Genomic DNA, 19,006 nt, shown 5'->3' with positions numbered 1-19,006 from the left:
CCGGGTCCGCCCGCGCGCACCCCTCGCGGCGCCGTGCCGCGGCCGGCCGTCCCGCCGGGTCCGCCCGCGCGTCCGGCGGGTGCCGTCCGCCCGTGGGGTCACCGCACCGGCCCGTCCCCGGGCCGTACCGGTCTCAGCCGCAGCACCAGGGCCATCGCGCCCGCGCCGAGCCCGGCGGCGCCCGCGATCATCCCGGTCTCCCGCCAGCCCGGCCCGTCCTCGGCCCGGGTGGCGGCCGCCGGTGCGGCCGCCGGCCGGGGAGCGGGGCGGGGCCGGTCGCGCAGGGCGTCCAGCGAACCCACCGGGTCGACGTGGCCCGCCGAGGCGAAGCCCCAGTCCAGCAGGGCGCCGGCCTCCTCGTACACCGCGAAGGCGCCGTCCCGCTGGGGGTTCATCACCGTCACCACCAGGGTCCGTCCGGCGCGCCGGGCGGCGGCCACCAGGGTGTGCCCGGCGCGGCTGGTGTACCCGTTCTTGACGCCGATCGCCCCGGGGTACGGCGGCACCCCGTCCGCCCCGGTCAGCAGCCGGTTGGTGTTGACGATGCCGTAGCTGCCGCCGTCGGCGCCGGGGAACCGGGCCTCGACCCGGGCGCAGTACCGCGCGAAGTCGGGGTTGCGCAGCCCCGCCCGCCCGAACACCGCGAGGTCGAACGCGGACGACACCTGGCCCGGCGCGTCGTACCCGTCCGGCGACCGTACGTGGGTGTCGAGGGCGCCCAGCGCCCGGGCCCGGGCCTGCATCCGGGCGGCCGTGCCGCGCCAGCCTCCGCTGAGCGCGGCCAGCACGTGGACGGCGTCGTTGCCGGAGCTGAGGAACACCCCGTTCCACAGGTCGGCGACCTGGTAGGTGCGGCCCTCGGCGACGCCGACCCTGCTGCTGCCCGGACCGACCGCGGCCAGTTCCCCCTGGCCCACCTGATGCCGGACACCGCCCGGCAGCGCGGGCAGCACGGTGAGCGCGAACAGGGTCTTCAGGGTGCTGGCCGGGGGCAGCGGGCGGTGCGCGTCGTGGGCGGCGAGCACCTCGCCGGTGCCGGCGTCGGCCACCACCCAGGAGAGCGCGGAGACCTCGGGGAGACCCGGTGCCCCGGGGCGCGGCCGGACCTGGACGCCGGGCCGGTGGAGCAGGTCGGGCTGGGGGCCGACGGCCCGTGGTCCGGCGGCCGGGCCGGGGTCCGGAGGTCTGCTGCGCACCGCCGCGGCGGCAGGCGCGAGCACCAGCAGCCCCGCCGCGCAGAGCGCGCACCCCGACACGGCCACCCGGGAACCGCGCAGAAAAGATCCGATCGTCATACCGCAAACGTAGGAACGGGGGCGGCGCGCGCCACTCGGCCGGGGCCGGACGGCCCGCGCGAGCACCCGGATGCCGCACCGCGTCAGACGGCCGGCAGGGTGGGCTGGACGCGCCGCAGGAAGGCCGCGTTGTCCGGGGTCTGCCGCATCCGCTCCAGCAGCGTCTCCAGGCCGGGGTGCCCGTCCCGGCCGCGCAGCGCCCGCCGCAGCCCGGTGACGGCGGCCAACTCGGGGGCGGGGAGCAGCAGTTCCTCGCGGCGGGTGCCGGAGGCGTCGATGTCCACGGCGGGGAAGACCCGGCGGGAGGCGGGTTCGCGGCTGAGCCGGAGTTCCATGTTGCCGGTGCTCTTGAGTTCCTCGAAGAAGAAGTCGTCGGCCCGGGAGCCGGTCTCCACCAGCGCGGTGGCGAGGATGGTGAGCGAGCCGCCCTCCTCGGTCTGCCGGGCGGCGCCGAAGAACCGCTTCGGCCCGGTCAGCGCCCCGGCGTCGACGCCGCCGCTGAGGGTCCGGCCGCCCGCCGCGGCGGCGTTGTTGTGGGCCCGGCACAGCCGGGTGAGGGAGTCGAGCAGGAGGACGACGTCCTCGCCGGCCTCGACGAGCCGTTTGGCCCGCTCGATCACCAGGTCGGCCAGGGCGATGTGCTGCTTGGGCGTCCGGTCGAAGGTGGAGGCGTACACCTCGCCGCGGACCGAGCGCCGCATGTCGGTGACCTCCTCGGGCCGCTCGTCGAGCAGCAGCACCATCAGCCGGCACTCCGGGTGGTTGCCGGCCACGGCGGCGGCGATCTGCTGGAGCAGTACGGTCTTGCCGGTCTTGGGCGGTGCCACGATCAGGCCGCGCTGGCCCTTGCCGACGGGGGCGAGCAGGTCGATGAGGCGTCCGGCGGCACCGGCCGCCGGGTGCTCCAGGCGCAGCCGCCGGTGCGGGTGGAGCGGGGTGAGGTCGGCGAAGCCGGGCCGGTCGCCGGGCCGGTCCGGGGTACGGCCGTCGACCCTGGCGACACCGGTGAGGTGCTGCCGGTCGCCGCGGACGGCCTCGACGAGGTCGCCCTTGCGCAGGCCGTGGCGGCGGATCAGCGCGGGGGAGAGGGACGGGTCGGCGGGGGTGGGCAGCAGCAGGCGCGGGGAGCGCAGCCGGCCCTTGCCGCCGGCGTCGATGTCGAGGACGCCGCTGACGGTCTCGGCCGGGGCCTGCCGTACCGGGGGGTGGTCGAGTGCGGTGGTCATGGTGGTGGTCCTTTCACGGACGGTGAGTAAGGGGGCCTGCGGTAGGGGAGATCGCCTGACAGCGGCGGAAGGAGGGAACAGCACCTCGGCGACGGCGGGGGAACGACGGCCCCGCCCGGGAGGTGATGAGGAAAGCCGACGCGACCGCCCAGAAGGACGGACGGGCCCGGCGAACCGGGAGAAGAACTCCGGAGGAAGAACTCCAGCAGGAGAACCCCGGAGGAAGAAGCACCGGCGCCCGGAACGAAGGGGCGTGCACGCGTGCTGAGGGCACTGTAGCACCCGGACGGCCGAACGGCACCGGGTACGAGCGCTCACGGACGTCAACCACGGCGGTCCGGCGGTTGTTCCGCCGGTCCGGGGCGGGCGGGCCCGGCGGCGGTCTTCTACGCTGACCGGATGTTCCGTCCCGAAGGCCCCACGCTGCGCGAACTCGCCGTCCAGGCACTGTCGTCGGTCGAGCACGGCTACGATCTGCTGGCCCCGAAGTTCGACCACACCCCGTACCGGACGCCGGACCGGGTCCTGGACGCCGTCGCCGCCGCCCTGGCGCCGCTCGGCCCGTTCGGCACCGGCCTCGACCTGTGCTGCGGCACCGGCGCCGGGGCCGGGGTGCTGACCCGGCTCTGCCGGCACGGGGTGACCGGCGTCGACTTCAGCGCGGGCATGCTGGCGGTCGCCCGGGACCGCGTCCGGCCCGCCGGGGTGCCGGTGTCCTGGGTCCGCGCGGACGCCCGCGCCCTGCCGTTCGCCCCGGCCTTCGACCTGGTGGTGAGCTTCGGGGCGTTCGGCCACTTCCTGCCCCGGGAACTGCCGGGCCTGTTCGCCCAGGTGCGCTCCGTGCTGCGGCCCGGCGGCCTGTTCGCCTTTCCGCTCGCGGCACCGCCGCGCCCCGGCTCCGCGGGCTACTGGTCGCTGCTGGGCTTCGACGCGGCGATGCGGGTGCGCAACGCCCTGTGGCGGCCCCCGTTCGTCATGTACTACCGCACCTTCCGGCTGGGGGACGTGCGGCGGGAGCTGACCCGGGCCGGCTTCGAGGTGACCCTCCGTCCGCTGCCCGAGTTCGGCCGGCGTCCCGACGGCAGCCCCCGCGCCCGGCTGGTCACCGCCCGCCGCTGACGGCTCGGAGCCGCGGACCCAGCCAGCGGACCTTCGCGGCCTCCTGGTACGGGCCGCCGCCCTCGTGGTCGTTGAACTCGTACACCTCGATCGCCTTGTCCTCGTGCGCCCAGGCGTTGAACGCGGCGAAGACCGTCGAGGGCGGGCAGGTCTCGTCCTCCAGTGCCGCCGAGAACAGCGCGGGCGCCCGGCCGCGGGCCGCGAAGTGCACGCCGTCGAAGTACGACAGGGTGCGCAGCGTCTGCTCGGTCCGGCCCCGGTGCGTCTTCAGGTACAGGCCGACCTCCCGGTACGGGTGCCGGTCGGTGAGGGTGGTGGCGCGCGGGAAGTCGCAGAGGAACGGCACGTCCGGGGCCACCGCCACCAGGTCCGGTACCAGCCCGCCGACCGCCAGGGTGATGCCGCCGCCCTGGCTGCCGCCGAGGGCGACGGTGCGCGCCGGGTCGGTCAGCGGGTGCGAGCGGGCCGCCTCGACCGCGCGGACGGCGTCGGTGAAGACCCGGCGGTAGTAGTAGTTCTCCGGGGCGTCGATGCCCCGGGTCATGAACCCCGGGTAGGCGGGCGCGGCGCCGACCGGGTCGGCCGTGCCGCCCCCGCCGCCCCAGACGCTGCCCTGGCCGCGGGTGTCCATAACGAAGTGGGCCCGGCCGGTGGAGGCCCACAGCAGGTGCTCGTGCGGCAGGCCGCGTCCGCCGCCGTAGCCGATGAACTCCACGATCAGCGGCAGCGGTTCCTCGGCGGCGGCGGGCAGCAGCAGCCAGCCCTTCACCGGGTGGCCGCCGAACCCGGCGAAGGTCACGTCGTACACCCGTATCGTGGCCAGGCCCGTGTCGACCGGTTCGAACCGGGCGTCCAGGTCGTGCTCGCGGGCCTCCGCGAGGGTCTTGGCCCAGAACGCGTCGAAGTCCTCGGGCTCGGTGGACGCGCTGCGGTAGGCGCGGAGTTCGTCGAGCGGAAGGTCGAACTGGGCCATCGAGGAACCGCCTTCGGGTAGGGACCGGCGCGAGAGCGATCACACCGTACGTGAGTGGTCGGAGCAATCGCCAGATCCCGGCCCGGCTCACTTCCCGGCCCGGGCGGTACGTCGCTGGTGGGGCGGATGCGGTGGACCGGGGGGCGGTCCGGGTGGTCGGGTCACCGGGGCGGGTGGTGTCACGTCGGCGGCAGGTCTGCCGAAGGGGACGGTGCCACGCCCGCCGGGAGGGCGGTGTCACGCCCCGCGGTGGGTCCACTGGGGTTCGGTGCGGGCCCAGGCCCGGTCCCACTCGGCCATCCGGTGCCGCAGCGCGACCCGGCGTACGACGGTGTGCCCGAGCAGTACGGTGACCGCCGCGCCGGCCGTGGCGCACGCGCCGAAGGCGACCGCGTGCAGCCACACCAGGGAGCCGTCCGCGGGCGCCGGCACCTGGTGGCCGCGGGCGTCGAGCCACACGTCGACCGCCGCGCCGGGCCGGGTGTCGGCCGGGACCCGGGCCGTCGTCGTCCGGGACGACCCGTCCGGCTCCGTCCAGCGCACGGTGGCCCGGTAGAGGTACTCCCCGCCCGCCTGCGCCGAGGGCGGTGTCCCGGCGGCCCGCCCGATCACCTCGGCCCGTATCTGCCGGCGCTCCTGCCGCTGCTCCGCCGCCACCGACCGGGCCTGGTCGTGCGCCCACCACCCGGAGAGGACGCCCAGCGCGGGCGCCCCCACGCACAGCAGGACGGCGACGATCAGGACCGTCCACGCCTCCACCACGTCCGACCGGCGCCGCAGCGGATTGCGCCGCCACCGCCAGTTGCGCACCCGGGTTCGCATCTCGACCTCCTCGCCGTCACCGCGGGCGGGGACCCGTCGGGCGGCCGGGCGGGACCGGGAGCCGCCGTGCCCTCCGCGTCGCGGCACGCCCGCGCGTGCCCTACCGCCCTGGTACCCCGTCCGGGCCGCCTCGCTCAGCGGGTCCGCCCGCCCCGGCGGGTACGGCGGCTCAGCCGAAGCGCTCGATGCGGATGCGGTCCACCGGCTGGCCGGCGGCGACCAGCAGCTTCGAGGCGTGCTCGGCGAAGGAGTTGGAGCCGCACACGTACGCCTCCCAGCCCCCCGGCGGCGGGTCGGCCAGCAGCGGTGCGAGGTGCGCGGCGGACAGCCGTCCCACCGGCGTCCCCTCCGGCGCGCCGCGGGTGAACACGGGCGTGGTCTCGGCGCCGTACTCCCGCGCGTAGATCAGTTCCTCGGGGCGGCGCGCGGACACCAGCAGCCGCAGCGGCACGGTGAGCCCCCGCGCCCGGTGGTGGCGGACCATCGACATCAGCGGGACGACGCCGGAGCCGGCGCCGAGCAGCAGCGCGGGCCGGTCGCCCGGCCAGGCGAAGAAGCCGCTCAGCGGGCCGCGCACCTCGACCCGGTCGCCGGGCCGGGCCACGGTGTGGAACCAGCCGGAGACCTCGCCGCCGCTCACATGGTCCAGGGTCAGCTCGATGTGCCCGGAGTCGTCGGGCGCCGAGGCCAGCGAGTAGTGCCGCTGGGCGGTGTAGCCGTCCGCGGCGGTCAGCCGCAGCATCAGGTGCTGGCCGGGCAGATGGCCGGCCCACTCGGGCACCGCGAGCCGGAAGGTGGCCGCGCGCGGGGTCTCGCGCCGGATGCCGGTGATGGTGGCGGTCTGCCACCGGGCGGCGACCTGCTCGCTGACGGCGATCCGGCCGGGCACCGCGAACCGGGCGGGGGAGGGGAAGGTCGTCTCAGTCACCGGAGTACCGCTGCTCCTGCCAGGGGTTGCCGCGGGCGTGGTAGCCGTTGCGCTCCCAGAAGCCCGGCTCGTCGTGGTCGAGGAGTTCCAGGCCCGCGATCCACTTGACGCTCTTCCAGAAGTACAGGTGCGGCACCACCAGCCGCGCCGGGCCGCCGTGCTCGGGGGTGAGCGGCCGGCCGCCGTACTCCCAGACGATCCAGGCGCGCCCGCCGGTGAGGTCGGCGAGGGGGAGGTTCGCGGTGTAGCCGGTGTGGGCGTGGGCCACGGCGTGGGTGGCGGAGGGCAGCGGGCCCGCCGCGTCGAGGAAGGCGTCCAGCGACACGCCGCCGAACCGCACGCCGAACTTGGACCAGCCGGTCACGCAGTGGATGTCGCCCTCGTACGCGGCGGCGGGCAGGCGGTGCGCCTCCTCCCAGCTCCAGGTGCGCGGCGCGGTGACCAGGCCGCCGACGCGGAAGGTCCAGTCGGCGGCGGAGAGGTCGGGGGTGACCTCGGCGGAGAGCACGGGCCAGTCGTCGCCCGCGTCGTACTGGCCGGGCGGCAGCCCCTCGCGGGCGGCGCGGGGGCGCCCGGTGAAGCCTCGGGTGATGTTCATGCGGTGGTGCCCAGGGGTGTCGTCGATGTGTACGCCGTCCACGGTACGTGGCCGCGGTCAGCGCCCGTCGCCGGGTGGCCGCTCCGGCCAGGCGTTGTACCGCTCCAGGTAGGCGGCGAAGCGCACCAGGTCCTCCTCCGGCCAGTCGGCGAGCCGTTCCCGGAACGCCGCCCGGCGGCTCACCGTGACCTGCGCCAGGATGTGCCGCCCGGCCTCGGTCAGGTCGAGGACCTGCACCCGGGCGTCGTCCGGGTCGGGCCGCCGCTCCACCAGGCCGGCCCGCTCCAGTCCGGCGACCTGGCGGCTGACGGTGGACTTGTCCAGCGCGTAGTGGGCGGCCAGATCGGTGGCCCGGCAGCCGCCCCGCTCCTCCAGGTGCCCGAGCAGCGTGTACGACACCAGCGACAGCTCGGGGTGCATCCGGCCCGCCGAGGCGCGGGCGCGGCGGGCGAAGACCGTCATCTCGCGCTGGATGGCCTCCACGGCCCTCTCCTCGGACCGGGACCGGTCGGCTGCTGTCACGGGACCTCCCTCGAGTTTCTGGTTGTATAGTACAACTTGAAGACATGGTTGTATTTGCCAACCTTGCATGGGCCGGCCATGCCGTTCGTGTCCCTCGCGTCGATCATCGGAGGCTTTCGGACCATGAGGTCCCAGACCGCCCTGCGTCATGTGCTCACGCACCTGATCACCCCCCTGCTGATGTGTCTCGGCATGGGACTCGCCTACATGGGGGCGTTCGTCACCCCCGAGCCCCACCATCTGCCGGTCGCCGTGGTCGGCTCCGGCCCCGGGTCCAAGGTGCTCGCCCAGACGGTCGAGGACCAGGCCGGTGCCGCCCTCGACGTGCGCACCGTCCCCACCCGGGCGGCGGCGGTCGAGCTGCTGAAGTCCCGGGACATCACCGGCGCCTACGTCCCCGGCGGGCGGGCGCCGGAGGTCGTGGTGGCCACCGCCGGGTCCGACATGGGCGCGCTGGCGGTGCAGAAGGTGTTCACGCCGCTCGCCGAGCGGCAGGGTGTGCCGCTGAAGGTGACCGACGTGGCCGCCCCGGTCGGCGACGACCCCACCGGCCAGGGCCTGTTCTTCCTGCTGGTCGCCGTCAGCATCGGCTCCTACGCCTCGGTGGCCGCGCTCGGCGCCGCGGGCGCCGCCCTGCCGATGCGGGTCCGGGCCCTGCTGACGCTCGGCGTCTCGGCCGTCGTCGGCGGCATCGGCGCGCTGCTCGCCGGGCCGGTGTTCCACCTCGCGCACCACTCGCTCGGCGCGCTGTTCGGCATGGCCTGGCTGTACTCGGCGGGCATCCTGTTCCTCGGCGTCGGGCTGCACACCTTCCTCAAGCGGTGGACCACGCTCGCCATGATGGTGCTGTTCGTGATGCTCAACTTCACCACCTCCGGCGGCCTGTACCGCCCCGAGCTGCAGAACGGCTTCTTCGGCTCGCTGCACGCCTTCTGGAACGGCGCCGGCTTCGTCGAGGGCCTGCGCGCCCTGCTCTACTTCGACGGCGACGGACTCGCCCGCGCCCTGTGGACGCTCGCGGGCTGGCTGGTGCTGGGCCTGGCCGCGGTCGCGGTCGCCGCCGTCCGCGAGCGCGCGGCCACCGGGCCGGCGGCCGACCGAAAGGCCGAAGCACGGACCGGAGCGCGGGCCGCAGAGCAGACCGAGGCGCAGGCCGAAGTACGGGCCGGGGAAAGGGCCGACGAAGAGGCCGACGAAGAAGCCGAAGAGGCCGTCGGCGTCTGATCGGCTGGGGTAGGGTGACCGACGGCCGAGGAACGTCCCGGCCGTCGGATGCGAGGAGGTGGGTCCCATCACCGCTGTGTCGGCCCGGGCGCTCTCTTCGCACGGCACGCGGATCACCCGCCACGGGTGACCGCCAGAGCGCCCTTCGGTTCCCGGAAGGCTCTCCCGCATGTCCTCACCGTCCCCCGCTTCTCCCGCCGTCTCCCCCGAGGCCGTGGCCGCCGCGCTGCGCGCCGCCGGCTGTGTCTTCGCCGAGGAGGAGGCGGAACTGATCCTCGCCACCGCCCGCACCTCCGACGAGGTGACCGCCCTGGTCGGCCGCCGGGCCACCGGCCTGCCCCTGGAAGTCGTCCTCGGCTGGGCCGGGTTCCGGGGCCTGCGCATCGCCGTCGAACCCGGCGTCTTCGTCCCCCGCCGCCGCACCGAGTTCCTCGTGGAGCAGGCCCTCGCCCAGGTGCCCGGCGCGGCCGTCGTCGTCGACCTGTGCTGCGGCTCGGGCGCCGTGGCCGCCGCGCTGGCCGCCGCGCTGGACGGGGCCGAGGTGCACGCCGCCGACCTCGACCCGGCCGCCGTGCGCTGCGCCCGCCGCAACCTCGCCCCGGTCGGCGGCCGGGTGTACGCCGGTGACCTCTACGCCGCCCTCCCGGCCGGGCTGCGCGGCCGGGTCGACGTGCTCGCCGCCAACGTGCCGTACGTGCCCACCGGCGAGGTCGCCCTGCTGCCCCCGGAGGCCCGCGACCACGAACCCGCCCTCGCCCTGGACGGCGGGGCGGACGGCCTGGACGTGCTGCGCCGGGTCGCCGCCGACGCGGCCAACTGGCTCGCCCCCGGCGGCTGCCTGCTGTCCGAGACCAGCGAGCACCAGGCCCCGGCGGCCTTGGACGCCTTCGCCCGGGCGGGGCTGCGGCCCCGGCTCGCGGTCTGCGAGGAGCGGTACGCGCACGTGGTGACCGGCGTGCGGGAGTGAGTCAGGCCGGCGGGGTGGCGCGGGCGATCAGCAGGGCCACGTCGTCGGCGTTGTCCGGTTCGTGCAGGGTGCGCAGCAGCAGGTCGCAGACCTCCTCCAGGGGCCGGTCCGGTCCCTGGAGGAGGGTCAGCAGGGTGCCCAGCCGTTCGTCCAGGGGCTGCCGGCGGGTCTCCACCAGCCCGTCGGTGTAGAGCACCAGCCGGTCGCCGGGGTCCAGCTCCACGGTGGTGGTCACGAAGGGCACCCCGCCCACCCCGAGCGGCACCCCGGTCGGCAGGTCCAGCAGTTCCGGCGGCCGGCCCGGCCGTACCCGGACCGGCGGCAGGTGCCCGGCGTTGGCGATCCGGCACTGCCGCAGATGCGGGTCGTGGACGGCGTACACGCAGGTCGCGATGGACTGGTCGAGGCCGGCGGCGGTGCGGTCGAGGTGCTCCAGGAGCAGCGCCGGGTCCAGGTCCAGGGCGGCCAGGGTGTTCGTCGCGGTGCGCAGTCGCCCCATGGACGCCGCCGCGGCGACGCCGCTGCCCATCACGTCACCCACGACGAGCGCGGTCTTGCAGCCCTCCAGCTCGATCACGTCGAACCAGTCGCCGCCGACCTCGCTGGTGGCCTCGGCCGGCTGGTAGCGGGAGGCCACCTCCAGGCCGCCGGTCACCGACGGCACGCTCGGCAGCAGACTGCGCTGCAGGGTGAGCGCGCTGTCCCGGGCGTGCCGGTACCAGCGGGCGTTGTCGATCTGCACCGCCGCCCGCGCGGCCAGCTCCCGGGCCAGCAGCAGGTCGTCCTCGCCGAACGGCTGCGGATTGCGGGTCCGCTTCAGGTCCAGCGCGCCCAGCACCTCGCCCCGCGCGATCAGCGGCACCGCCAGGTACGAGTGCACCCCGGCCCGGCGCAGCAGACCGGCGGCCTCGGGGGAGCGGGCGATCCGGTACAGGTCCTCCTCCCGTACCCGCCGCAGCAGCACCGGCTGCCCGGTGCGCACGCACTCGGTGACCAGCCGTTCGGGCCCGTACCCGGCGACCTGCCCGGGCGGGTCGGCGGCCAGCAGCGCCTCGGGCACCTCGTCGGCGTGCACGGCCAGGGCCCGGATCGCCGCCGCCTCGGCCGGGCCCAGGGTGCTGCGGCGGCCCTGCACCACCGCCTCCAGCAGGTCCACGGCGGCCACGTCGGCCAGTTCCGGCACGGCCACGTCGGCCAGCTCCCGCGCGGTGCGGTCCAGTTCCAGGGTGGTGCCGATGCGCGCGGAGGCGTCGGCGACCACGGCCAGCCGGCGCCGCGCGGTCTCGGCCGCCACGCCCGCCCGGTACTGCTCGGTGACGTCCACCACCGACAGGGCCACCCCCAGCACCGTGCCGATCGCGTCCTCCAGCCGGTACAGCGACACCGACCAGGCGTGCTCCTCGTCCGGGTCGGCGCGGGTCCGCCCGAGCGCGGGCAGGTCGACCACCGGCCGGCCGGTCTCCAGCACCCGGCGCGCGGCGGCCTCCACATCGTCGCAGGCGAGCCCGGACAGCACCTCGCGCACGGTCCGCCCCAGGTGGTCGGCGGCCGGGCGGCCGTCGATCCGCTCCAGCGCCGGGTTGACCGACACGTACCGCAGCTCGGTGTCGAGCACCGCCAGGCCGATCGGCGACTGCTCGATCACCCGCGCCGACAGCGCCACGTCCCGCTCCAGCCGGCGCACGGTCGAGTGGTCGGCGGCGAGCCCGAGGGCGTAGACCGCGCCCCGGTCGTCCAGCAGCCGCATGTTGCGGAACTCCACCAGCCGGGTCCGCCCGCCCTTGCAGCGGACGGGGAACGCCCCGGCCCAGCTCCGCCCGGTCCCCATCACCTCGGCGAACAACCTGGTGACCAGGTCGAAGTGCTGCTCGTCCACCATCAGCCGGGCGGCGTAGCGGCCCAGCGCCTCCCGCGCGGACCAGCCGAACAGCTCCTCGGCCCGTGGGCTCCACAGCACGATCCGGCCCTTGGCGTCCAGCACCACCGAGGCCACGCCGAGCACGTCCAGCAGCCCGGCGGGCCGCGCCGGGGCCCGTGGCGGCCCGTCGTCCCGGAACGCCCCGGACGCAGACCCGGCTGCACTCATCCCACGCCCGCCTTCGACCGTTCCACGCGGCACCCTCGCCCGGGGCCGGCCACTCCGTTCTACCGCGTTCCACCGCGCGGAGGGCCGTTCCACCGGGGCCACCGCCGTCTCCTTCCACCTTCTCCGCATCTCGCCGACCGCGCTCCCCGACACCCGGCGTTGGTCTGTACATGACTGCCGGAACCCGGGACACTGTGCGCCGAACGCGTCCCGCCCGTCCCGTACCGGCCACCCCCACCGAGGAGCACCCCCATGCCCCCGTACGCCTCCGTCCGGCAACGTTGTCAGGCCCTGTTCACCGGCGTCCTCGCCCTCGCGGCGCTCGCCCTGGCCGCCGCGCCGCCCGCCTCGGCCGCCCCCGCCGCCCCCGCCGCCGCCGCGGCCGACGTGTGGACAGAGGCGGGCTCGGACCGGGCCGACCCGCTGACCGAGAGCCAGGGGCTGGCGTCCGTGGAGGTCCCGGCCGGCAGCCCCAACCGGTACACCGGCATCGGCACCATCCCCCTCGCCCTGTCGGTCCGGGGCTGGAACCACGTCGGCGACCCCGACGCCTCCTACGACGGCCACTACATCGAGCCCTACCAGCGCGACGACGGGGCCGCGAAGCTCTACCGGGTGCAGACGCCGGACGGGACCTGGACGCAGTACACGCACGCGCTGGGCCCCGGCGAGGCGCTGAACAACTCCTGGGTCGCCATCTCCCCGGACGGGCAGTGGATGCTGTCGGGCGAGTGGGGCACCATGGACCGGCTGCTGGTCTTCCCGACCCCGGGCGTCAACCCCGCCACCTCGCCCTCGGCCGACCTGCGGCAGGCCGCCACCGTGCGCCTGGACCGCCCGGTGCGGGACGTGCAGGGCTGCGACTTCGTCACCGCCACCCGGCTGGTGTGCTCCTCCGACGACCCGGAGGGCACCCTCTTCGGCCTCACCAAGCCGCTCCTCCAGGTCGACCTGTCCGCCGCGCCCGACGGCACCGCCGACGTCACCGGCCGGGTCACCGCGCTGCGCCAACTGCCGCTGCGCAGCGCCTGCTCGGGCGCCTTCGAGGCGGAGGGCGTCGACTACGACCGGCGCACCGGCACCCTGCGGGTCATCGTGGTCTCCCCGGGCCTGTGCGTGCTGACCGACAGCAAGACCTACCGCCTCACCCGGGGCTGAGCCCGGTAGTGCTCCGCCCCGGGTGGTGCTTTTCTGGGGGAGGGGGACGCGGTACCGCGGAGCGCCCGCGGTGCCGCCGCGCGGCCCGAGAGGAGCGATCACCATGGACGCCGAGCGACCGCACCCGGAATCCGTCTCGCTGGAACTGAGCGGATGCAGCAAGGAAGACGCCCGGACCGTCTTCGACGCCCTGTGCGCGTGCTACTCGTCCGACCGGTGCGCCGACGACGTGCCCCGGGAGTACCACGAGGTCCGCCCCACGGTGTGGCTGGGCACCTACGAGATCTCCGGCGACCCGCGCGGCGCGTGCGACCCGGTCCGCCTCGACGCCTCGGTGGAGGCCGACGCGCAGGGCGGCTACTGGGCGATCGGGCGGCTGCGCACCACCCTGGACTCCCTGTTCACCGTGCGGGACCTGAGCACGGCCTCCGGGGACCAGGAGAGCGAACTGCACGTCCAACTGGAGAGCCGCTGAGCCAGGGGCCCGCCGTGCGCCACCGCACTTTATGCAACTAGTTGCAAAAAGTGCCGGGCGTCCTCTACAACAGAGGCACGACACCGCGCACGGAGGGCCCCCATGAGCCGCTACCCCCACCTGCTGAGCCCGCTGGACCTGGGCTTCACCACGCTGCCCAACCGGGTCCTGATGGGTTCGATGCACGTCGGCCTGGAGGAGGCCGAGGGCGGCTTCGCGCGCATGGCCGCGTTCTACGCCGCCCGGGCGCGCGGGGGAGTGGGCCTGATCGTCACCGGCGGCATCGCCCCCAACGACGAGGGCCGGCCGTACGAGGGCGGCGCCCGGCTCACCACCGAGGCGGAGGCCGAGCAGCACCGCGTGGTCACCGAGGCCGTGCACCGCGCGGGCGGCCGGATCGCCCTGCAGATCCTGCACTTCGGCCGGTACGCCTACCACCCGGACCTGGTCGCCCCCAGCCCGCTGCGGGCCCCGATCAGCCCCCACGTGCCCCGCGAGCTGACCGACGCCGAGGTCGAGCGCACGGTCGAGGACTACGTCCGCGCCGCCCGCCTGGCCCGCGCCGCCGGGTACGACGGCGTGGAGATCATGGGCTCCGAGGGCTACCTGATCAACGAGTTCACCGCCGCCCGCACCAACCACCGCACCGACCGCTGGGGCGGGTCCTTCGAGAACCGGACGCGCTTCCCCGTCGAGATCGTCCGCCGGGTGCGCGAGGCGGTCGGCGAGGACTTCATCCTCGTCTACCGCCTGTCCATGCTGGACCTGGTGCCCGGCGGCTCCACCCTCGACGAGGTGATCGCCCTCGCCCGGGCCGTCGAGCGGGCCGGCGCCACCATCATCAACACCGGCATCGGCTGGCACGAGGCCCGCATCCCCACCATCGCCACCTCGGTGCCGCGCGGCGCCTACACCTGGGTGACCGAGCGGCTGATGGGCGAGGTCTCCGTCCCGCTCGTCGCCACCAACCGCATCAACACCCCCGACCTGGCCGAGCAACTGCTCGCCGAGGGCACCGCCGACCTGGTGTCCATGGCCCGCCCGATGCTCGCCGACCCCGACTTCGTCGCCAAGGCCGCGGCCGGCCGGCCCGAGGCCATCAACACCTGCATCGGCTGCAACCAGGCGTGCCTGGACCACACCTTCGCCGGCAAGATCACCTCCTGCCTGGTCAACCCCCGCGCCTGCCACGAGACCGAACTCGTCCTCGCCCCCACCCGCCTGCGCAGGCGCGTCGCCGTGGTCGGCGCCGGACCGGCCGGCCTCGCCTGCGCGGTGGGCGCCGCCGAACGCGGCCACGACGTCACCCTCTTCGACGCCGCGAGCGAGATCGGCGGCCAGCTCAACGTCGCCCGCAAGGTCCCCGGCAAGCAGGAGTTCGACGAGACGCTGCGCTACTTCCGCACCCGCCTCGCCGACCTCGGCGTCGACGTCCGCCTCAACACCCCCGTCACCGCCGCCGCCCTCGACGGCTACGACGAGACGGTCGTCGCCACCGGCGTGACCCCGCGCCGCCCCGACATCCCCGGCGTCGACCACCCCAGCGTCCTCGGCTACCTCGACGTGCTGCGCGACGGCGCCCCCGTCGGCGACCGGGTGGCGATCCTCGGCGCCGGCGGCATCGGCTTCGACGTCGCCGAGTACCTCACCGACGGCGGCGACAAGGCCCACGAGGACCCGGAGACGTACTTCCGCCACTGGGGCGTCGACACGGCCTACGCCGCCCCCGGCGGCCTCGCCGCCCCGCGGCGGCCCGCCCCGCCGCGCACCGTCCACCTGCTCCAGCGCAAGCCCACCAAGGTCGGCGCCGGGCTCGGCCGGACCACCGGGTGGATCCACCGCGCCGAGCTGAAGCACCGGGGCGTCACCATGGTCCCGGGCGTCCGCTACGACCGGATCGACGACGCCGGACTGCACCTCACGGTCGACGGACGGCCCACCGTCCTGGCGGTCGACACCATCGTGCTCTGCACCGGCCAGGAGCCCCGCCGGGACCTGTACGACGCCCTGACCGCCGCCGGCCGGAGCGCGCACCTGATCGGCGGCGCCGACGTGGCCGCCGAACTCGACGCCAAGCGCGCCGTGCGGCAGGGCACCGAACTGGCGGCGGCGCTGTAGCCACCGGTGCCGTCCCTAGGATGAGCCCCATGTCACTCCCGCACGCGATCCTCACCGCCCTGATGGAGAAGCCGTCCTCGGGCCTGGAGCTGACCCGCCGGTTCGACCGGTCGATCGGCTACTTCTGGTCGGCGACGCACCAGCAGATCTACCGCGAGCTGGGGAAGCTGGAGACCGGGGGACTCATCCGGGCGCTGCCCGCCGAACAGCCGGCCCGCGGGCAGAAGAAGGCGTACGAGGTGCTGCCCGCCGGCCGCGCCGAACTGGCCCGCTGGACCGCCGCCGCGCAGGACCCCAAGCCGATGCGGGACGTGATGCTGCTGCGGCTGCGCGCCGCGGCCGTCGTCGGCACCGCCGGCCTGGAGGCCGACCTCCGCCGCCATCTGGAGCTGCACGAACAGCAGTTGGCCGAGTACCGGGAGATCGAACGGCGGGACTTCCCGCCCGGCAAGGACGGACCCGAGGACCGGCTCCGGCACCTCGTGCTGCGCGCCGGCATCGACCTGGAGACCTTCTGGACCCAGTGGCTGCGCCGGGCCCTGACGGACTTCCCCGACATGCCGGCCCCGGAAGGACTCTAGAAGCGGTACGGCTTGCGGCGGCGGCGCAGGAACCAGGCGGCGCCGATGACGCCCGAGCCCACCAGGGCGCCGCCCGCCATCAGCGTCGCCGTGCCGTAGTCCCGCACCGCCCCGCCGACACCGCCCATGACGCCCCGGGACGGCGAGGCGGTGGCGCGCGGCCGGGCCGTCGCGGACGGCGTGACCGCGCGGGAGACGATGACGGTCTGGGTGCCCGCGGTGCTGTTGTTGGAGCACACGACGATGACCGTGTACGTGCCCGGGCTGATGTTCGACCAGGCGGCCGACTGGCCGGCGGTGGTGCCCGACAGGGCCACCTGGCGGCCCTGGGCGAAGTCGGCCTGGCCGCTGCCCAGCAGCGAGGCCGTGCCCCAACTGCCGTTGAGCTGCGAGCAGGCGCTGGTGGTGACGGAGACCGTGGACCCGGAGGTGCTCACCGAGATCCCGGTCCCGGCGGCGGCCTGCCCGGCGGTCAGGGCGAGGGGCAGCGCGGCGGCTGCCACCACCGGGCCGGAGCGGAGAAGCGGCTGGAAGATGCGCATGTGACTGCCCTTTCGGCGACACGGTCGGCGGTACATCCCTGGCGCCGCCGGATCGGGGGACGCCCGTGCCGCCTCACGGGCAGCCAACCGGCCCCGGCCCCGCCCCGCATGCCGAGCGCATCCGCCCAGGTGACGCGCGGCCCCGGCCGCCCGGCCTCAGCCCTCGCCCGTGGTGACCGTGCGCTCCGCCGAGAAGCCGCCCCAGGTGCCGTCGGGCAGCTTGGCCCGCAGCCTCACCCGGTGCGTGACGCCGGCCTTCTCACCCGCGTAGAAGCTGTACTCGGCCCGCCCGCGCGGCGCCTCGCCGCCGAAGACGAGGGAAGTGGCCGGGCGCCCGTCCAACTGGACCTGGTACTCGGTCACCACCCCGTCGGTGCGCGGCGGGACCCAGCTCAGGTCGATGTGGTACGCCCCGTCGGCCCGGTGGGTGCCCGCGCGCAGCCCGGTCGGGGCGGTGGACCGCCCGTCGTCCCGGCCCGGCGTGGTGATCCGCACGGCGGCCCCGGCCGGGGAGAGATTGCCGGCCGCGTCCCGGGCCCGGACCGTGAAGGTGTACCGGGTGCCGGGCCGCAGCCCCGTCACCACCGTCGCCGTCTGGTTGCCGCCCACACTGTGGATCTTCGTGCCGCCCTGCTGGATGTCGTACGACACCACACCCCGGTTGTCCGTCGCCGCGGACCAGGAGAGCTGCACCGCCCGGCTCCCGGCCGCCCGCCCGCGCAGGTCCCCCGGCCGGGTCGGCGCGGTGCCGTCGGCCGCCACGACGGCGGGCGTCGTCGCCCGCACCGCCCGGCTGCGCGGCCCCAGGCGCCCCTCGCCGTCCCGGGCCCGCACGGTGAAGACGTACTCGGTGGACGGGCGCAGCCGGGTGACGTCGACCATCCGCTCGGAGCCGGGCACGTCCTTCACCTTCGTACGGCCCCGGTACACCTCGTACGTCTCGGCGCCCGGGATCGCGTTCCACATCACGTGCACGCTGTGCGCGCTGCCCGCCTCGGCGGTGACCCCGGTCGGCGCCCCGGGCAGCGGCCCCTCCCCGGCGTCCTCGGCCGCGCCCCGGCCGCAGGAGGCGGCCAGCGCGGCGGCGGCGCAGAGCAGGGCGGCGCGGCGGCGCAGGGCGGCGGCGGAGACGGATGCACCTGGCACGGAGGGGCCTCCCCGGACGGCTCACGGCAATGGTCCGGACCAATATGCGCCAGTGGCGCGATCACATCAAGAGGGTGGTGGTTGGTGAGTATCCGGCGGAGTTACGTATGCTGACTCGCCTGACGGCCAAGTCCCCCAGTCGCTGGGGGAGTTCGGCCTGCGGCGCGGACCGCTGTCGTCGCTGTTCCCGCGCCGGCGCGGGCGGCCCGGAGCCTCGCGGCCCGGGTCGCCCGCCCCCTGCGGGCGGGTCCGTTGGGCCGTCCGGCCCTCCCGGGATGCGGATGCGGGCGGCGGGGCGGCAGATGGGGCGCAGTGCCCGTCAGTTCTCCGCCGACGCCAGGAGAGATCCATGGTGCGTGTCCCGTCGCGTGTCCCGTCGCTGACGCTCGTCGCGGCCGGCGCGGCCCTGCTCGCCCCCACGACACCCCCGGCCGCCCCGCCACCGCCCGAGCCCCGGGCCCTCTCGCACGCGCCGCCGCCGTCCAGGGCCACGGCCCCTTCGCACGCGCCGCCCGGGGCCCGAGTGCCCTCCCGGCCCGTCGCGCGCCCCCCGCTCCGGGAGGACGGACCGGTGCGGGCCGCCGATCTGCTGACCGCGGTGCGCGACTGCGAGCCGGTCTCCCGGGGCCGGTTCCGCGCCGACGCCCAGGCGGCCGCGGACATCCCGGTCTGCGGGACCACCGGCGCGGTGTTCTGGAAGGCGGACCTGGACATCGACTGCGACGGCCGGCCGGGCGCCCGCTGCAACCGCCGCACCGACCCGTACTTCACCGCCGCCACGGCCTGCCCGGGGTCCGACGGCCGCCCGCTGGACGCCGAACGCCTCCCGTACATCGTCGTGCCCGCCCCCGACACCCGCTGGGACCACCGCGCGCACGGCGTCCGGTGCGGCTCGGTCGCCGCCGTGGTGTACCGGGACCGGGTGCGGTACGCGGTCGTCGGGGACATCGGGCCGCGCGGGGTCATCGGCGAGGGCTCGTACGCCCTGGCCGAGTCCCTCGGCATCCGCACCGACCCGCGCACCGGCGGAGTGCCCTCCGGGGTGACGTACATCGTCTTCGACGACAGTCGCGCCGAGCCGGTCGACGACGTCCGGGCCGCGTCCCGGACGGGGGAACGGCTCGCCCGCCGGCTGATCTCCCGGAACTGATCGCCGACGGGGCGGACCCGTCCCCCGGCCCGACGGGACCGGACCGGGGCGGGTCCCGTACCCCGCCCCGGTCCCG

At 75.8% G+C, this 19,006-nt stretch carries 18 protein-coding genes; 8 read left to right on the top strand and 10 right to left on the bottom strand.

Features of this window, described 5'->3' with window-relative positions; translation table 11 throughout:
- Positions 1 to 98: 98 nt before the first annotated feature.
- Together IE316_RS27420 and rho are read right to left on the bottom strand one after the other, a co-directional pair.
- Complete coding sequence (locus IE316_RS27420) at positions 99 to 1,295, bottom strand: D-alanyl-D-alanine carboxypeptidase family protein (RefSeq protein ID WP_190207180.1); 1,197 nt, start codon at positions 1,293 to 1,295, stop codon at positions 99 to 101.
- Between the two features lie 83 nt (positions 1,296 to 1,378).
- Complete coding sequence (gene rho, locus IE316_RS27415; RefSeq protein WP_190207179.1) at positions 1,379 to 2,521, bottom strand: transcription termination factor Rho; 1,143 nt, start codon at positions 2,519 to 2,521, stop codon at positions 1,379 to 1,381.
- A gap of 399 nt (positions 2,522 to 2,920) precedes the next feature.
- Here rho and IE316_RS27410 point away from each other — a divergent pair, with 399 nt between their 5' ends.
- Positions 2,921 to 3,640 (top strand): class I SAM-dependent methyltransferase, encoded by a 720-nt coding sequence (locus tag IE316_RS27410; RefSeq protein ID WP_190207178.1) that lies wholly within the window; start codon positions 2,921 to 2,923, stop codon positions 3,638 to 3,640.
- On the opposite strand, the gene IE316_RS27405 is transcribed toward IE316_RS27410, so the two are convergent.
- The 5 genes from IE316_RS27405 to IE316_RS27385 form a co-directional block, all read right to left on the bottom strand.
- Positions 3,624 to 4,613 (bottom strand): acetylxylan esterase, encoded by a 990-nt coding sequence (locus tag IE316_RS27405; RefSeq protein ID WP_190207177.1) that lies wholly within the window; start codon positions 4,611 to 4,613, stop codon positions 3,624 to 3,626. The two genes, IE316_RS27410 and IE316_RS27405, sit on opposite strands and share 17 nt — an antisense overlap.
- A 237-nt stretch (positions 4,614 to 4,850) precedes the next feature.
- Positions 4,851 to 5,435, bottom strand: a complete 585-nt coding sequence (locus tag IE316_RS27400) for an Rv1733c family protein (protein WP_190207176.1) — start codon at positions 5,433 to 5,435, stop codon at positions 4,851 to 4,853.
- A 169-nt stretch (positions 5,436 to 5,604) separates the two neighbouring features.
- Positions 5,605 to 6,363, bottom strand: coding sequence for a ferredoxin reductase (locus IE316_RS27395; protein ID WP_190207175.1), 759 nt, complete (start codon positions 6,361 to 6,363; stop codon positions 5,605 to 5,607).
- Complete coding sequence (locus tag IE316_RS27390; RefSeq protein ID WP_190207174.1) at positions 6,356 to 6,961, bottom strand: sulfite oxidase-like oxidoreductase; 606 nt, start codon at positions 6,959 to 6,961, stop codon at positions 6,356 to 6,358. Before IE316_RS27390 ends, IE316_RS27395 begins: the two co-directional genes overlap by 8 nt.
- A 57-nt stretch (positions 6,962 to 7,018) precedes the next feature.
- The gene (locus tag IE316_RS27385) at positions 7,019 to 7,423 is read right to left on the bottom strand and encodes a MarR family winged helix-turn-helix transcriptional regulator (protein WP_190207270.1); all 405 of its coding nucleotides are present in this window, start codon (positions 7,421 to 7,423) and stop codon (positions 7,019 to 7,021) included.
- A gap of 183 nt (positions 7,424 to 7,606) precedes the next feature.
- On the opposite strand from IE316_RS27385, the gene IE316_RS27380 reads away from it, so the two are divergent.
- On the top strand, positions 7,607 to 8,707 hold the full coding sequence (locus IE316_RS27380; protein WP_190207173.1) for a hypothetical protein: 1,101 nt from the start codon (positions 7,607 to 7,609) through the stop codon (positions 8,705 to 8,707).
- Positions 8,708 to 8,876: 169 nt separating this feature from the next.
- The gene (locus IE316_RS27375; RefSeq protein WP_190207172.1) at positions 8,877 to 9,674 is read left to right on the top strand and encodes a putative protein N(5)-glutamine methyltransferase; all 798 of its coding nucleotides are present in this window, start codon (positions 8,877 to 8,879) and stop codon (positions 9,672 to 9,674) included.
- A 1-nt stretch (position 9,675) separates the two neighbouring features.
- Here the strand turns inward: IE316_RS27375 and IE316_RS27370 are convergent, their stop codons facing one another.
- The gene (locus IE316_RS27370) at positions 9,676 to 11,760 is read right to left on the bottom strand and encodes a SpoIIE family protein phosphatase (RefSeq protein WP_190207171.1); all 2,085 of its coding nucleotides are present in this window, start codon (positions 11,758 to 11,760) and stop codon (positions 9,676 to 9,678) included.
- A gap of 252 nt (positions 11,761 to 12,012) precedes the next feature.
- Between IE316_RS27370 and IE316_RS27365 the strand changes: the two genes are divergently transcribed.
- The 4 genes from IE316_RS27365 (at position 12,013) to IE316_RS27350 (ending at position 16,092) form a co-directional block, all read left to right on the top strand.
- Positions 12,013 to 12,918 (top strand): hypothetical protein, encoded by a 906-nt coding sequence (locus IE316_RS27365; protein WP_190207170.1) that lies wholly within the window; start codon positions 12,013 to 12,015, stop codon positions 12,916 to 12,918.
- A 103-nt stretch (positions 12,919 to 13,021) separates the two neighbouring features.
- Entirely contained in the window at positions 13,022 to 13,393 is a 372-nt protein-coding gene (locus IE316_RS27360; RefSeq protein WP_190207169.1) for a hypothetical protein, read from the top strand.
- 102 nt (positions 13,394 to 13,495) lie between these two features.
- A complete protein-coding gene (locus tag IE316_RS27355) occupies positions 13,496 to 15,511 on the top strand; it encodes an NADPH-dependent 2,4-dienoyl-CoA reductase (protein ID WP_190207168.1) in 2,016 nt (671 codons plus the stop codon).
- A 29-nt stretch (positions 15,512 to 15,540) separates the two neighbouring features.
- Positions 15,541 to 16,092, top strand: a complete 552-nt coding sequence (locus IE316_RS27350; RefSeq protein WP_190207167.1) for a PadR family transcriptional regulator — start codon at positions 15,541 to 15,543, stop codon at positions 16,090 to 16,092.
- On the opposite strand, the gene IE316_RS27345 is transcribed toward IE316_RS27350, so the two are convergent.
- Complete coding sequence (locus tag IE316_RS27345) at positions 16,089 to 16,634, bottom strand: hypothetical protein (RefSeq protein WP_190207166.1); 546 nt, start codon at positions 16,632 to 16,634, stop codon at positions 16,089 to 16,091. The two genes, IE316_RS27350 and IE316_RS27345, sit on opposite strands and share 4 nt — an antisense overlap.
- A gap of 156 nt (positions 16,635 to 16,790) precedes the next feature.
- Positions 16,791 to 17,780, bottom strand: coding sequence for a fibronectin type III domain-containing protein (locus IE316_RS27340; RefSeq protein ID WP_373311317.1), 990 nt, complete (start codon positions 17,778 to 17,780; stop codon positions 16,791 to 16,793).
- A 349-nt stretch (positions 17,781 to 18,129) separates the two neighbouring features.
- On the opposite strand from IE316_RS27340, the gene IE316_RS27335 reads away from it, so the two are divergent.
- Positions 18,130 to 18,930, top strand: coding sequence for a glycoside hydrolase family 75 protein (locus tag IE316_RS27335; protein ID WP_190207165.1), 801 nt, complete (start codon positions 18,130 to 18,132; stop codon positions 18,928 to 18,930).
- Positions 18,931 to 19,006: the final 76 nt, after the last annotated feature.

The organism is Streptomyces fumanus, assembly GCF_014655295.1.
GTDB classification, from domain to species: domain Bacteria; phylum Actinomycetota; class Actinomycetes; order Streptomycetales; family Streptomycetaceae; genus Streptomyces; species Streptomyces fumanus.
Note: the sequence above shows the minus strand (reverse complement) of the source record. Positions and strands in the feature narration are given on the sequence as shown.